We start from the raw sequence: 14,422 nt of genomic DNA, 5'->3' as shown, positions 1-14,422 counted from the left end.
GTGAGCTGAACGGCGGTCAGCGGCTGTCGGCGGCGGCCAATTGCTGATCGGCGGCGGGGGTCTCCCCGGCTGCGCTCGACGAAGCGTGGCGTGAGCGCAGCACGACGGCCAAGGTGGCAGCCCCGGCGAGGGCGAACAGCATCGTCCAGACCGAACCCACGTGCATGGCGTGGATGAAAGCATCGTCGGCCGCGTGAGCCAGATCCGGGCGGTTGATCGCGGCCGCGACGTGGCGAGCCTGTTCGGCGGAGACCTGAGCGGGTTCGCGGGTCGCGTCGGGAAGATCGGTGACCGCGCCTTGGATTCCGGTCCGGTAGGTGATGGCCATGATGGTGCCGCCGACCGCGATACCCAGGACGCTGCCGGTCTGGCGAACCGTATTGGTGACCGCCGACCCGGCTCCGGCCCGTTCGAGCGGCAGGGTGCTCATCAGTGCGCTGGTGACCGAGCCGATCACCATGCCGATCGAGAAGCCTTGCGTACCAGAGAGAATCACATTCCAGATGATCGGCGTGTGCAGTCCGAAGAAGGCGATACTGCCCATGCACAGCGCCCCGACGGTGAGGGCGATCGCGCTGACCGAGCGCAGCGACCAACGGCGCACCAGCCGGATCCCCAGCGGCCCGCCGATGATGACGCCCAGTGCGGCGGGGGAGTTGATCAGACCGGCCGCCAGCGGTGAGAAGCCGCGTGCCCCTTGCAGATAGAACGCGCCGTAGAACCCACTCGCGGTCATGGCCAGGAACAGCAGGCCCAATGCCGCGTTGCCGCCGCCGAATACGCGCTGGGCGAGCAGTCGCGGGTCGAAACTCGGCTGTGCGGAACGCAATTCGACCACCACGAAGGTCGCCAGCAAGGCCACGCCGACAGCGATCGGCGCCCACACCTGCACCGGCGTCCAGGCCGCGACCTGCCCGGCCCGGATCAGCCCGTAGGCGAGCGCGGTCAATCCGGTGACCGACAGCGCCAACCCGGTGAGATCCAGCGGCCGCGGCGTGGGGCTGCGGAAGTTCGGGACGAAGACCGCGATACCGGCCAAGGCGATCACGACGACGGGCACGTTCACCAGAAACACCGAGCCCCACCAGAAATGGTCGAGCAGCACACCCGCCAGCAGCGGTCCGGCGGCGAGCCCCACGCCCGCGGAGGTGGAGAACAATCCGATTGCGGTGGCACGGTCCGGTCCGGTGAAGGTCCAGGTGACGGTGGCCATGGTGGCGGGCATGATCAGCGCGCTGCCCACCCCCATCACCGCGCGGGCGGCGATGAGTTGCGCGGGGTCACCGGCATAGGCGGCCCAGACCGAGGCGACCGCGAAGACGATCAATCCGGTGGCCAGTACGGTCCGATGCCCGAACCGGTCGCCGAGTGCCCCGGCGGTGAACATGAGCGCGGCGAAGACCAGCGTGTAGGACCCCGAAGCCCATTGCAGCTGAGCGGGATTCGCGCCGAGGCCGCGCACCGGATCGGCGAGGGTTTCCAGCGCGGTGGCGAGGATGGTGTTGTCGATCCAGATCAACAGGGATGAGAGCAGGAGTACGGCGAGGATCAGCCGCTGCCGTGATTTCGGCAGCGTCACAGGCGCAGTCATGGAAACCTTCGATATGATTGGTAGGAACCTGACGATCTCGAGTGTGCTTGATTGTCAGGAACCTGTCAATCTCTGGAAGGTGGTGCGGTGAGTCAGAACGATTGCGGCAGCGATGGATCCCTGACCTTCATGGTCCGCAAGGTCTGGCTCGGCATGCGTGCGTCGATCGGCGAGGTGCTCGCGGACTTCGACCTCACCAGCTCCCAATACGCCACCTTGATGATGACCCAGGGTGAACCGGGTATGTCCGTGGCCGATATCGCACGCAATGTCGGCAGTACGCGCCAGGCCGCCAACGAGATGCTCGGGACGCTGGAGAAGGCCGGTCTGATCGAGCGGCAACCGCATCCCACCGATCGCCGCACCCACCAGATCCACGTCACGGACGCGGGCCGGGCCGTCTACCGGAAGGCGGATGCCGCCGTCGTGCGCCGCGAGGCCGAGTTGGAAGCCGCCTTCACCCCGGCGCAGCGGGCCGCCGTCCGAGCATGGCTCACCGGCATGGCCGACGCCTGCCGGTGAACCGAATCCGAGTCCACCCGCGTGGGCAAGCGAGATTCCACGAGGTGGAAAATTCCGCCCCCATCCGATCGGCCTGATCCGAACCCTTCGGCGGAAACGACCGCCCGCCTTACCGTTCCGGCACCAACTCGCGTGAGGACGTGCCGATGAGCGAACCATGGCAGATCAGTACCGATGTGCTGGTGATCGGCGGCGGACCCGCTGCCTGCTGGGCGGCCGTGCACGCCCGGGAAGCGGGCGCGGAGGTCGTGCTGGTGGACAAGGGCTACTGCGGAACCAGCGGCGCGACAGCGCCTTCGGGCACCGGCGTCTGGTACGTCGCCCCCGAGGCTTCGGCCCGCGCCAACGCCAAGGCCAGCCGCGAAGCCCTCGGCGGGCATCTGGCCGACCACTATTGGATGGATCGCGTCCTCGACCAGACCTACGCGAACATGAACCGGCTCGCCGTCGAAGGCCGCTATCCGTTCCCGGCCGACCCCACGAGCGGGGAACAATTGCGCACCGGCGTGCAGGGACCGGAGTACATGCGGCGCATGCGCGCGTGGGTGCAGCGGCTCGGGGTGCGGATCCTGGATCACGCACCGGCACTGGAACTCCTGATCGACGCCGACGGCGTGGTCCGCGGCGCAGCCGGATACCAGCGACAGGCCGACACCGACTACCGCGTCACGTCCGGTGCGGTGGTGCTGGCCACCGGCGGCTGCGCGTTCCTGTCCCGCGCACTGGGCACCAATGTCGACACCGGCGACGGCGCGCTCATGGCCGCCGAGGTCGGCGCGCGCTTCTCCGGCATGGAATTCTCCAACGCCTACGCCATCGTCCCCAAGGGCTCCACCATCACCAAGACCGCCTACTACGGCTACGCCACCTTCTTCCACGAGGACGGCCGAGTCCTGGAAGGCGCGGGCTCCACCAAGGGCAGGTCGGTAATCGCGCGACATCTGCTGTCGGAGAAAGTATTCGCACAACTCGACCGCGCCGACGCTGACGTACAGACCCGAATGCGGCTGGGCCAGCCCAACTTCTTCCTCCAGTTCGACCGCCGCGGCATCAACCCTTTCACCGACCGCTTCGAAGTGGACCTGCTGGCGGAAGGCACGGTCCGGGGGACAGGCGGTATCGACGTCATCGACGACGACTGCGCGACAACCGTTCGCGGCCTCTACGCGGCAGGCGATGCCGCCACCCGGGAACGAATCTGCGGCGGATTCACCGGCGGCGGCAGCCATAATTCGGCCTGGGCCATGTCCTCCGGCAGCTGGGCCGGACGCGGTGCGGCGGCCTTTGCGCTGAGCTCGGGCAGCGTGGACCCGATCGCCCTCCGTGGTGCCGGGCAGGTCGGATTACGGCCCGGGACAGGCGAATCGGTTACCGCCGACGAGGTGGTCACTGCGGCCCAGCAGCAACTGATCCCCTTCGAGAAGAACTACCTACGCCACGGCGACCGCATCCAGCCCGCGCTGACCCATCTCGACGCACTCTGGGATCGCGCCACCCGAGGACTGGGCACCGGTACCGGCGTCGAGCGTGTCCGCGCTCGCCAAGCCGCCGCCATCACCGCCGTCGGCCGCCTGATGTACCGATCCACCCTGGCCCGCACCGAAACTCGAGGCATGAGCAAACGCTCCGACCACCCCGACCAGGACCCGACCCAACGCCACCACATCCTCTCCGGGGGCCTCGACCAGGTGTGGGTCACGACCACACCGGCCTCGAGCGCCACCCCCGCAGCCCCGCAGGTCGCGGCGGTGGCGTCATGATCGAGCTGGTTCGCGCACAGGACTGCATCGCCTGCGACAAGTGCGTCGACGTCTGCCCCACCGACGTCTTCGACCGCACCCCCAGCGGAATCCCGCTGATCGCAAGACAATCCGACTGCCAAACCTGCTTCATGTGCGAGGCATACTGCCCCACCGACGCCCTCTATGTAGCCCCTGACGCCACTCCACTCGTCGACCACGCCACCATCCCCGAAGCCCAGATCGGCCGCTACCGAGAACAACTCGGATGGGGGAGAGGCCGCCGCCCCGGCAGCCTCCTCGCCATCGGCCCCGAACTCCCGCATGGTGCACCACCTCCGCGCCGACCGGAGCTCACGCCACGCGAATCGATGCCAGCGTCACCGAACACAACGCCGTACGAGTAGTTGGCCGAACCGGATGCCAAATACGCGGCCGCTTCGATAGCGGTCGCGTATTAGTTGTGGTGGTGATTTGGTGCTGAGGCGTTTATCAACCCGTGCCGCGATGTGATTGGGGTCCGCCGCGGGCGGGAGAGCGTCAGCGCAGGGCGAGGGCGAGGAAGAAGTCGACGCGGTCTTCCAGGCGGGAGAGGTCGCGGTTGGTGAGTTCCTCGATGCGCTGGATGCGGTAGCGCAGGGTGTTGACGTGCAGGTGGAGGAGGTCGGCGCATTTGGTCCAGGAGCCGGAAACCTCGAGGAAGGTTTCGAGGGTGTGGACCAGGTCGGCGCGGTTGTCCTGGTCGTAGACGCGCAGCGGGTCCAGCAGGCGGATGCGGAACATGCGGCGGACTTCGTCGGGGACGCTGGCCAGCAGCAGCATGTGGGTGGCGAGTTCGTCGTGGCGGACCACGCTGGTGGGCTGCTGGCGTTCGGCGGCCATGCGACGCGCGTAGCGGGCTTCCTCGACCGCGCCACGCAGGCCCTCGCCGTCGACCGCGCCGCTGATGCCGACCGCCAGCCGGCTTTGCTGCAGACCGGGTTCCAGCGCCTCGATGGCCCGGTGGATGTGGTCGTCGAGGGCCTGTTCGTCGCCGAGCGCGACCAGCAGGATGACTTCGCCGTCGACCACGCCGATGGCCGGGCTGCGGCCGTGCAGGATCTCCCGCAGCACCGCGCGCAGCTCACCCGGTCGGACCGCACCGGAACTCGCGGTCGCCGCGACCGCGAGATAGCGGTCGGACAATCCGAGTCCGGTGAGTTCCAGCCGGGAGATGATGTCGGCGGGCTTGGCCTCGGACATGATCAGCTCGATCAGTTCCTGTGCCAGTCGTCCTTCGGCGCTCTGCCGATCGTCCTGCCGAGCCCGCTCGAGGGACACGACCGCGGCCAGTTCGCCGATGAGTGCGCGCCGGTCCTCGGGCCAGTCCTTGTAGTCGCTCTCGAAGACCAGGAACCAGTCCGCGATCCGCGAGGTCCCGTCCGCGTCCACCGCGAACAGCGAGTACCGGATCTGACTGTGGGAAAGCACATGCGGCAGCCGCTTGGCGCTGAGGAAGGCCGAGCGGACCTGTTCGGGCAGGTCACGGGTGGGCCCGGCGACAACCCGGCCGAGCGAGGAGACCACCCAGCAGCGGGTGCCGAGCGTGCGATGCACGAGATCGAGCACGGAATCCAGCCCGCCGCCGGAAACCAGCTGCCGGTGCCGATCGAGGATCGCGCTCAGATCGGCGGCCCGCCCGGAGGACAACTGCCGGTTGATCTGCTCGGTGACCGTGGCGAAGGCGATATCCTCGCCGACCTCGAAGAGCGGGATTCGGTGTTTCTTACAAGCGACGACGAGATCCTCGGGCGTTTCGCCGAACAGGGCGCTGCCGGCGACCAAGGCCGCCACGCGTGCGCCCGCGATTTTGCTGACGAATTGCTCGCTGTCTTCGGGTTTCTGTCGCCACTGCAGGCCGGTCAGCACGAACTCGCCGCCTGACAGATACCGGCTCGGATCCAACATGTCCGTAGTTACGACCCAGCGAACGAACCTATCGAGCTCGTCCTCTCCGGAGACGAGTCGTAGGCCCAGGTCGCTCATGGTCAGCAGGGAACGTAACCGCATGATTCCCGAGGCTAACAGCCAGTGACGGCCGGGTTACCGAACTTGGATGTAACTACAAACGAGTCCGTGTGTTGCAGGCCACAGATTCGGATGTCTCGTCCTTTCGATCCTGTCCACTCACCGGGTTAGGTAGTGGAAACACGCCAATGACGGTTTGGAGGTCGGATGTCGAGTCGCCTGGAATGGCTCGGTTCGCTGTCCCTGGAAGAGGCCGAGGCGCAGCTGCTGACCTGCAATGCGTCCCGCTCCTGGGCACGGAAGATGGTTGCGAACCGCCCGTACGCCGACGAGTCGAATCTGATCGCCGCCGCGGTCACCGGGGTCACCGAACTGGCTTGGATCGATATCGAGGAAGCGCTTTCGGCGCACCCGCGTATCGGTGAGCGTACTGCCGCCAAGCATCAGTCCGAGCAGGAAGCCAAGTGGTCCGCCGATGAGCAGTCCGGCGCGAGCGATGCCGATGCGCAGGTCAAGGCCGATTTGGCGGCCGGTAATGTGGCCTACGAAGATCATTTCGGTCATGTCTTCCTGATCCGCGCCGCGGGTCGCAGCGCCGCCGAGATGCTCGAGGAGCTCCAGATCCGCCTCGGCAACTCGGTGCCCGATGAGCAGTTGGTCGTCCGTCGCGAACTCGCCGACATCACCGGGCTGCGCATCCGCAAGCTCCTGGATTGTCAGTAGAGGACTGGACGTGAGCAAGCTCGTTATCGAAAACGCTTATATCGCACCGGTTGTCGGTGACGAGATCCCCAACGGCTATCTGATCGTCGGTGACGACGGTCGGATCGAAGCTCTCGGCGCGGGACCGGCGCCGACGGTGGTGGGTGCTGACCGCCTCTCCGGCACCGGTTGCCTGGTAACCCCGGGCCTGGTGAATACCCACCACCACCTCTACCAATGGGCCACCCAGGGGCTGTTCCAGGACGCCACCCTCTTCGAGTGGCTGACCGGCCTCTACAAGCTGTGGGCGACCATGGACGCCGAGATCGTGCACGGCGCGGCCCAGGCGGGTCTGGGTTGGCTGGCGTTGACCGGCACCACCACCTCCACCGATCACCACTACATCTTCCCCAAGGGGCGCGGTGACGTGTTCGAGGCGGAGGTGCGTGCGGCCCGTGAGATCGGGATCCGTTTCCACCCGTGCCGCGGATCCATGGACCGCGGGCAGTCGCAAGGTGGACTGCCGCCGGACGAGGTGGTCGAGGATCGTGACGAAATCCTCTCCAGCACAGAGGAAATCATCGCGACCTACCACGACCCGTCCTTCGACTCCATGCTGCGCGTGGCCGTCGCTCCCTGTTCGCCGTTCTCGGTGTCGGAGGGGTTGATGGTGGAATCCGCCGCGCTGGCTCGTCGCCACGGGGTTCGACTGCATACTCACCTCGCCGAGACCCTGGACGAGGAGGAGCACTGCATCGAGCAGATGGGTTGCACGCCTGTCGAATACATGGAGAAGCTGGGTTGGCTCGGCGACGACGTGTGGTTCGCGCATGCGGTTCATCTGCACGACAAGGACATTGCGGCCTTCGCGAAGACCGGGACGGGTTCGGCGCACTGCCCGACCTCGAATGCCCGCTTGGGTGCGGGGATCGCGCGGGTCACCGACCTGCTGGCCGCGGGCGCGCCCGTCGGCCTCGGTGTCGACGGCGCGGCGTCGGCGGAGCTGACGTCCATGGCCGGCGAGATGCGTCAGGCGCTGCTGTTTCAGCGTGCCGTGCGCGGACCGCGGGCCATGACGGCGCGTCAAGCGCTGGAGGTCGGCACCCTGGGTGGTGCTCGGAACTTGGGGCGGCATAACGAGATCGGCTCGCTCGAGGTCGGGAAGCTGGCTGATATCGCGGTCTGGCGGGTGGACGGCTTCCGGGCCGCGCTCGAGGATCCGGTGTGCGCGGTGGTGTTCGGCCCGCAGCCTCCACTGGCCCGGCTGCTCGTCGGTGGCAACACCGTCGTGGCAGACGACGAACTGCAAACCATGCCGCAGGATGCGGTCGGACGCGCAGGCGCCGACGCCCGCAGGCGAATCATGCGACAGGAGCAGCGATGACGTTCAGATAGACCCCACTAGCCTGACGACCCCCGCAGTCTTCGGAGAGCCACACCCATGCTCTCCTCGACGCCTGCGATCGCCGCAGCGATTCGCGATGCCTGCCGCACGCGGGGCGGCACCGGGAACCTCACCCTGGTTCCCGTGAGTCCGGAAAACAGCATCCGGAAAAGTTGATTAACAGGGGCAAGTCCGTCTCGCACGGTAAGGACCCCACAACAAGCATCACCGAATCCGCGGCTCGGGACTATCCCCCAGCATCCGTGCCGCTGGTCGGCTACGCCCATAGGAGGGCAGCCATGACCCAGACTCAGTCCCCGATCACGACGTCGGAGACGCGGGTACCCGCGCTCGACAAGTTGTTCCGGTTCACCGAGCGCAAGACCACACTATCGCGTGAAATCCGCGGTGGCATCACGACATTCGTCGCTATGGCGTATGTCATATTGCTGGTGCCGCTGATTCTCGGCGGTGTCACCGACATTCACGGTGACAAGTTGAGCATCGCTCAGCTGACCACCACGACCGCCTTCTCGGCGGGCCTGACCACCGTCCTCATGGGCGTCGTCGGCAATGTGCCCCTCGCATTGGCCGCCGGCCTCGGACTGGTCCCCGTCGTCGCCTTCCAGGCGGCACCGCACATGACCTGGCCGCAGGCCATGGGCCTGGTGGTGCTGATGGGCATCGTGATCGTCATCCTGGCCGCGACCGGCCTGCGAACCATGATCATCAATGCCATTCCGCTGGCCATGAAGAACGCCATCGGTGTCGGCATCGGCATGTTCATCGCCATGATCGGCCTGGCGTCCTCGGGCGTGGTTGGCAAGGGCGCCGGTACTCCGGTGACCCTGGGTGTCGACGGGCATCTGTCCGGTTGGCCCACAGTGATTTTCGCGGTCGGTCTGCTGCTCATGCTCGCTCTGTTCATCCGCAAGGTGCCGGGCGCGATCCTGATCAGCATCGCCATCTCCACCGTGCTCGCGATCATCGTCAACTCGATGGCGAAGATCGACCCGAAGCAGTGGGGCACCGTCGTGCCCGAGAAGCCGAAGTCGCTTTTCGCCGCACCGGATTTCGGTCTGATCGGCCACATCGACCTGTTCGGTGGTTTCGCCACCGCCGGTGCGATGACCGCCACCGTGGTGCTGTTCACCCTGGTGCTGACCGGCTTCTTCGATGCCATGGGAACGGTTTTCGGCGTCTGTGACGAGGCCGGCCTGGTGGACGAGAAGGGTCAGGTGCCCGGCATGGGCAAGATCCTGACCGTCGACGGTGTCGCTCAGATCATCGGTGGTGTCACCGGTGGTGCGGGTTCCACGGTGTACGTCGAGTCCGCGACGGGCGTCGGTGAGGGTGCCCGTACCGGTTTGGCCAGCGTGGTGACCGGCGGATTGTTCTGCGCCGCGGTGTTCTTCACCCCGATCGCGGCCGTGGTGCCGATTCAGGCCGCCGCCCCCGCCCTGGTGCTGGTCGGCGCGCTCATGATGACCCAGGCCCGCAAGATCGACTGGAACGATCTCGAGATGGCCATCCCGGCCTTCCTCACCATCGTTCTCATGCCTTTCACCTACTCGATCACCAATGGTGTCGGCGCCGGTCTGATCGCCTTCACCGTGATCAAGCTCGCTCGCGGCAAGTTCCGTGAGATCCACTGGCTGGTGGCCCTGGTGAGCGTCGTGTTCGTCGCCTACTTCGGCATCAACGCCATCGAAATGGCCTTCTAGGGAGTCAGCAATGCGTGACATCGCGGCACAACTGCTCGAATGGCATGAGGCGGGCAAGGATTACGCCCTCGCCTCGGTCATCGGGATCGGTGGCTCCGCACCCCGACCGATCGGCGCGGCCCTGGCCGTGGATGCCGACGGCACCGTCATCGGAAGCGTTTCCGGTGGCTGTGTGGAGGGCGCTGTCTACGAGTTGTGCCGCGAGTCGCTGGCAACCGGCCGATCTTTTCGGGAAACGTTCGGCTACAGCGATTCCGACGCCTTCGCGGTGGGATTGACCTGTGGCGGAACCATTCAGGTGTTCGTCCAGTCGGTGACCGAGGCCAATCGCGATGCGGTGGACAAGGTCCTGCGAGCTGAGGGGGAGGCCGTCGCACTCGTGCGCGACCTCGACAGCGGCGCCATCATGGCGCTGGGCACCTGGTGGACCGCCGGAGCCGAATTCGACGAGCGGGTAGTAGCGCAAGCCCAGGCGCTGCTCGACACCGGCCAGACCGCGGTACGGACCATCGGCTGTGAGGGCAGTCAGGTCACCGTTCTCGTCGAATCCCATGTGCCACCACCGCGAATGATCGTCTTCGGGGCGATCGACTTCGCGGCAGCGGTGGCGAAGATCGGCAAGTTCCTCGGCTACCACGTCACCGTGTGCGATGCGCGGGCGGTCTTCGCCACCCGCGCTCGCTTCCCGGACGCCGACGAGGTGGTCGTGGAATGGCCCCACATGTATTTGGCGCGGACCCAGGTGGATGCCCGGACCGCGCTGTGTGTACTCACTCACGACGCCAAATTTGATGTGCCGCTACTGGAGGTGGCACTTCGCCTGCCGGTGGCGTACGTGGGTGCGATGGGTTCCCGGCGCACGCACGAGGATCGTCTCCAGCGACTTCGTGCGGTCGGGATGACGACAACCGAACTGGCGCGGTTGAAGTCGCCCATCGGACTCGATCTGGGCGGGCATACCACGGAGGAGACAGCCGTCTCCATCGCCGCCGAGATCGTCGCGGTCCGCCGTGGGGGCTCCGGGATTCCCCTGGGCGCCTACGGCGGACCGATCCACCGCGACGCGATCGTGGTGCCGGAAGTGACCGTGCCGGATTCCCCGGACGGGCTGCTAGTGAAAGAGGAACCACGGTAATGCCTTTGATCTTCCTGAACGGGGGTGCCATGCGCGGCGGACCCCTCAACTACCTGCTCGAGGGCGCGCCCTTCGCCGGAGAGGTCAAGACCGCGCCGCAGTACCGCTTCTATTCGGTCGACGACCGTTTCCCGGGCCTGCATCCGGTGGCCTACGGTGGCGTGCCCATCGCGGGCGAGCTGTTCGATGTGCCCATGGAGGTGTTGCGCAACCGACTGTTGCCCTCCAAGTCGCCGAAGCTCGAGCTGGGTGTGATTGCCTTGGACGACAACCGCTCCGTGTTGTCGATGATGTTGCGCCGCCCGACCCTGGCCGATCCGGAGATCGTCGACATCACCGATTTCGGGAGCTGGCAGAGCTACCGGGAGGAACTCGCGGGATGAAGTACACCGCCGACGGCGCGCTTCGGAAATTCGACGTGCACTGCTCGATCCTGTTCACCGACTTACCGCTGCTGGACCGTCCGGCGGCGGCGAAGGCGGCGGGGTTCGACGCGGTCGAATTCTGGTGGCCGTTCGGCGAGAACCCGGTGCCGGGTGACAAGGAGGTCGACGCGTTCGTCGCCGCCGTCGCCGATGCCGGGGTGCAGCTCATCGGGCTGAACTTCATCGATCTGGTGCCCGCTGGACGGGGACTGGTGTCCGTGCCCGGACGGGAATCCGAATTCCGGGACAATATCGACGTGACCGTCGGAATCGCCGAGCGGCTGGGATGCCGCTCGTTGAATGCGTTGTACGGCAACCGGATTCCCGGTGCTGATCCGGCGCGACAGGACGAGCTGGCGCTGGAGAATCTCGCGCTGGCCGCTCGCGCCGCCGCGCGCATCGACGCGCAGGTGGTGCTCGAAGCACTCAATTCCCTTGAATCGCCCGACTATCCGATCGTTTCGGCCGCGCGTGCCGTCGAGGTGATCGACGCGGTCGGCGCACCCAATCTCCGATTCCTCTGCGACCTCTACCATCTCGCCCGCATGGGCGAGGACCTCCACCGCGTCATCGCGACCCATGCCCCCTATATCGGGCATGTGCAGATCGCGGACGCGCCCGAGCGCAGCCGCCCCGGTACCGGCACGCTCGATTTCGAGAGCCTGTTCGCCGCACTCGACGCCGTCGGCTACGACGGCTGGATCGGCCTGGAATACAAGGACCCCGAACACGATTGGAGTTGGATCGAGTGAGCAGCATCGGATTCATCGGCCTGGGCATCATGGGCGGACCGATGGCCGGGCATCTGGTGGCCGCGGGCCACGTGGTGACCGGCTACAACCGTTCGGCCGCCGCGGTCGAGAAACTGGTCGCCGCCGGTGGGATCGCCGCCGGCAGTGTCGCCGAGGCCGTGGACGGCAAGGACGTCGTGATCACGATGCTGCCGCAGGACGAGCAGGTCGTGGCGGTGTTCACCGAGATCCTCGAGCACGCGAAACCCGGTGCGCTCTATATCGATTTCTCCAGCATCACCCCGAAGACGTCCGAATGGACCGCTGCCGAAGGCGCGAAGCGGGGATTGCGGGTGCTGGACGCGCCCGTGAGCGGCGGTGAGCCGGGGGCGATCAACGCCGCGCTGTCGATCATGGTCGGTGGGGTCGAGGCGGACTTCGAGGCGGCGAAGCCGATCTTCGCTGCCGTCGGCAAGACCTACGAACTGGTGGGGCCCAATGGTTCCGGTCAGGTCGTGAAGGCGGCCAATCAGCTGATCGTGGGCGGCACCTACGCCCTGATCGCCGAGGCGATCGTGCTCATGGAGAGCCTGGGTGCGGACGCCGCCAAGGGGCTCGACGTGCTGGCCGGGGGTCTGGCGGGCAGCAAGATCCTGGAGTTGAAGCGAAAGTCCATGCTGGCGCGTGACTTCCGGCCCGGCTTCCGCATCGACCTGCACCACAAGGACATGGGCATCGTCACCCAGGCCGCCCGCGACGCCGAGGTGACCATCCCGATGGGTGCGCTCACCGCGCAGCTCATCGCGGCCGCCCGCGCCATGGGGCACGGCTCGCTGGATCACTCCGCCCTGCTGCTGGTCGCCGAAGCGCTCTCCGGCAAGGCGAATTCCGGTGAGGCCGACGCGTGAACGACGTCATGACCCGGCCTCCGCATTGGCTCGACCAGCACGGCCACGGTGAAATGGCCTGGCCCACCGGTTGGGTGATCGAACGCTACACCGTGCAGGTGCCCGTCGTCGGCGCTGGTGAGCCGACGTGTGCGCCGGACGGAACGGGCACGGAGACCATTGCGGCACAAGCGGAATGCGAGTCGATCGGCTGCGGACTATGAGCCGCGAGGATTTCAGCGCGGCCAGCGAGATCGACCGCTCCGGCCGGGTCCGTGGCCTCGGCCGCGACGACTCCGGCTGGTTGCGGGTGAGCGGCCGCGCAGGCTGCGAGCCGGTGCGTGCCATCAGCCGTGACGAGGCGGCCCGAATCGAGGGTGGCGCACGATGATCCAGCCACGCGGCGGTGTGCGCCGGGGGTGGATGGAGGGGCACGTGATCGTGGCTCCCGACAAGTTCCGGGGTTCGCTCACCGCGCCTCAGGTCGCGGCGCATGTGGCGGCGGGGCTGCGGGCGGCGCGGCCGGATGTGCCGGTGGTGACGGTGCCGGTCGCCGACGGCGGGGATGGGACGGTGGCCGCGCTGGTTGCGTCGGGGTACTCGGGTCTGCAGACGAATGTGACCGGGCCGGTGTGCAATCCGGTGGTGGCGTCGTTCGCGATGCGTGGTGACGAGGCCGTCGTCGAGTTGGCCGAGGCGTCGGGAATCCGGCGGCTCCCCGGTCGGCCCACACCCACCACTGCGTTGACCGCGACCAGCGCCGGGACCGGGGAGCTCATCCGGACCGCCGTGCGGCGGGGTGCGCGCCGGGTGGTGCTGGGGCTGGGTGGCAGTGCGTGCACCGACGGGGGAGCGGGCATGCTCACCGCGCTCGGGGCCAAGCTGCTGGATGCCTCGGGACGCCCGATTCCGCCCGGCGGTGCGGCCCTGCGGCGACTGGCCCGCATCGACACCACCGACCTGCTGCGCGTTCCGGTGATCGTGGCCTCCGATGTGGACAACCCGCTGCTCGGGCAGCGCGGTGCCGCACAGATTTTCGGCCCGCAGAAGGGTGCGGGGCCGCGCGAGATCGAGGCCCTCGAAGCCGGGCTGACCCGCTTCTCCGAGATCGCCCGGCGCGATCTCGGCGTGGACGAGGCCGACATGCGGGGCGCGGGTGCGGCGGGCGGCGTCGGGTTCGCGGCGCTGGCCTTCCTGGGCGCGACCATTCGGCCCGGCATCGAAATCATCCTGGAGCAGCTGGATTTCGCGCAGGTGCTGGCCGGTGCGCGACTCGTGATCACCGGTGAGGGATCCCTCGATGAGCAGACCCTCTACGGCAAGGCCCCGATCGGCGTCGCCCGCGAGGCGTGGCGCGCGGAGGTGCCCGTGGTCGCGGTGTCCGGCCGGTGCGCGATCGACCGGGACATGTTGCGCCGCTTCGGCATCGACGACGCCTACGCCCTCACCGATCTCGAACCCGACCCGCGCGTATGCATCCGGCAGGCCGGAGCGCTCCTCGAACAGCTGGCGCGCGGCATCGCCGCCGACCACCTGGACCGCCAGCTGACCCGAAACCACCGGGGCTGACCACCC

General features: G+C 67.3%; 15 protein-coding genes. 13 read left to right on the top strand and 2 right to left on the bottom strand.

The features are described 5' to 3' along the window. Positions 1-16: 16 nt before the first annotated feature. Positions 17-1,591, bottom strand: coding sequence for an MFS transporter (locus ACFXHA_RS33160; protein ID WP_379363131.1), 1,575 nt, complete (start codon positions 1,589-1,591; stop codon positions 17-19). Between the two features lie 87 nt (positions 1,592-1,678). Between ACFXHA_RS33160 and ACFXHA_RS33155 the strand changes: the two genes are divergently transcribed. The 3 genes from ACFXHA_RS33155 (at position 1,679) to ACFXHA_RS33145 (ending at position 4,259) form a co-directional block, all read left to right on the top strand. Next, entirely contained in the window at positions 1,679-2,113 is a 435-nt protein-coding gene (locus tag ACFXHA_RS33155) for a MarR family winged helix-turn-helix transcriptional regulator (protein ID WP_379363129.1), read from the top strand. Positions 2,114-2,259: 146 nt separating this feature from the next. Then, positions 2,260-3,873, top strand: coding sequence for an FAD-dependent oxidoreductase (locus ACFXHA_RS33150; RefSeq protein ID WP_379363127.1), 1,614 nt, complete (start codon positions 2,260-2,262; stop codon positions 3,871-3,873). After that, the gene (locus tag ACFXHA_RS33145; RefSeq protein WP_379363125.1) at positions 3,870-4,259 is read left to right on the top strand and encodes a 4Fe-4S binding protein; all 390 of its coding nucleotides are present in this window, start codon (positions 3,870-3,872) and stop codon (positions 4,257-4,259) included. The genes ACFXHA_RS33150 and ACFXHA_RS33145 overlap by 4 nt, the downstream gene beginning before the upstream one ends. A gap of 133 nt (positions 4,260-4,392) precedes the next feature. Here ACFXHA_RS33145 and ACFXHA_RS33140 read toward each other — a convergent pair whose 3' ends face one another. After that, on the bottom strand, positions 4,393-5,901 hold the full coding sequence (locus ACFXHA_RS33140; protein ID WP_379363123.1) for a PucR family transcriptional regulator: 1,509 nt from the start codon (positions 5,899-5,901) through the stop codon (positions 4,393-4,395). 165 nt (positions 5,902-6,066) lie between these two features. On the opposite strand from ACFXHA_RS33140, the gene uraD reads away from it, so the two are divergent. The 10 genes from uraD to ACFXHA_RS33090 all read left to right on the top strand — a co-directional run bounded on the left by uraD (position 6,067) and on the right by ACFXHA_RS33090 (position 14,416). Then, on the top strand, positions 6,067-6,582 hold the full coding sequence (gene uraD / locus ACFXHA_RS33135) for a 2-oxo-4-hydroxy-4-carboxy-5-ureidoimidazoline decarboxylase (protein WP_379363121.1): 516 nt from the start codon (positions 6,067-6,069) through the stop codon (positions 6,580-6,582). A 10-nt stretch (positions 6,583-6,592) separates the two neighbouring features. Continuing rightward, positions 6,593-7,945, top strand: coding sequence for an 8-oxoguanine deaminase (locus ACFXHA_RS33130; protein WP_379363119.1), 1,353 nt, complete (start codon positions 6,593-6,595; stop codon positions 7,943-7,945). A 299-nt stretch (positions 7,946-8,244) separates the two neighbouring features. Then, positions 8,245-9,669: an NCS2 family permease gene (locus tag ACFXHA_RS33125; RefSeq protein ID WP_379363117.1), complete on the top strand. Its 1,425-nt coding sequence runs from the start codon at positions 8,245-8,247 to the stop codon at positions 9,667-9,669. Positions 9,670-9,679: 10 nt separating this feature from the next. Next, entirely contained in the window at positions 9,680-10,804 is a 1,125-nt protein-coding gene (locus ACFXHA_RS33120) for an XdhC family protein (protein ID WP_379363115.1), read from the top strand. Continuing rightward, the gene (locus ACFXHA_RS33115) at positions 10,804-11,187 is read left to right on the top strand and encodes a gamma-glutamylcyclotransferase (protein ID WP_379363113.1); all 384 of its coding nucleotides are present in this window, start codon (positions 10,804-10,806) and stop codon (positions 11,185-11,187) included. Before ACFXHA_RS33120 ends, ACFXHA_RS33115 begins: the two co-directional genes overlap by 1 nt. Continuing rightward, positions 11,184-11,981, top strand: coding sequence for a hydroxypyruvate isomerase family protein (locus ACFXHA_RS33110; RefSeq protein WP_379363111.1), 798 nt, complete (start codon positions 11,184-11,186; stop codon positions 11,979-11,981). The genes ACFXHA_RS33115 and ACFXHA_RS33110 overlap by 4 nt, the downstream gene beginning before the upstream one ends. Next, the gene (locus tag ACFXHA_RS33105; protein ID WP_379363109.1) at positions 11,978-12,868 is read left to right on the top strand and encodes an NAD(P)-dependent oxidoreductase; all 891 of its coding nucleotides are present in this window, start codon (positions 11,978-11,980) and stop codon (positions 12,866-12,868) included. The genes ACFXHA_RS33110 and ACFXHA_RS33105 overlap by 4 nt, the downstream gene beginning before the upstream one ends. After that, entirely contained in the window at positions 12,865-13,071 is a 207-nt protein-coding gene (locus ACFXHA_RS33100; protein WP_379363107.1) for a hypothetical protein, read from the top strand. Before ACFXHA_RS33105 ends, ACFXHA_RS33100 begins: the two co-directional genes overlap by 4 nt. Next, on the top strand, positions 13,068-13,238 hold the full coding sequence (locus ACFXHA_RS33095; protein ID WP_379363105.1) for a hypothetical protein: 171 nt from the start codon (positions 13,068-13,070) through the stop codon (positions 13,236-13,238). Before ACFXHA_RS33100 ends, ACFXHA_RS33095 begins: the two co-directional genes overlap by 4 nt. Next, positions 13,235-14,416, top strand: a complete 1,182-nt coding sequence (locus ACFXHA_RS33090; RefSeq protein ID WP_379363103.1) for a glycerate kinase — start codon at positions 13,235-13,237, stop codon at positions 14,414-14,416. Before ACFXHA_RS33095 ends, ACFXHA_RS33090 begins: the two co-directional genes overlap by 4 nt. The last annotated feature ends 6 nt before the right edge of the window (positions 14,417-14,422 follow it).

This window comes from Nocardia sp. NPDC059240 (assembly GCF_042753865.1).
GTDB lineage: Bacteria > Actinomycetota > Actinomycetes > Mycobacteriales > Mycobacteriaceae > Nocardia.
This window is presented reverse-complemented; position numbering and strand designations above follow the sequence as displayed.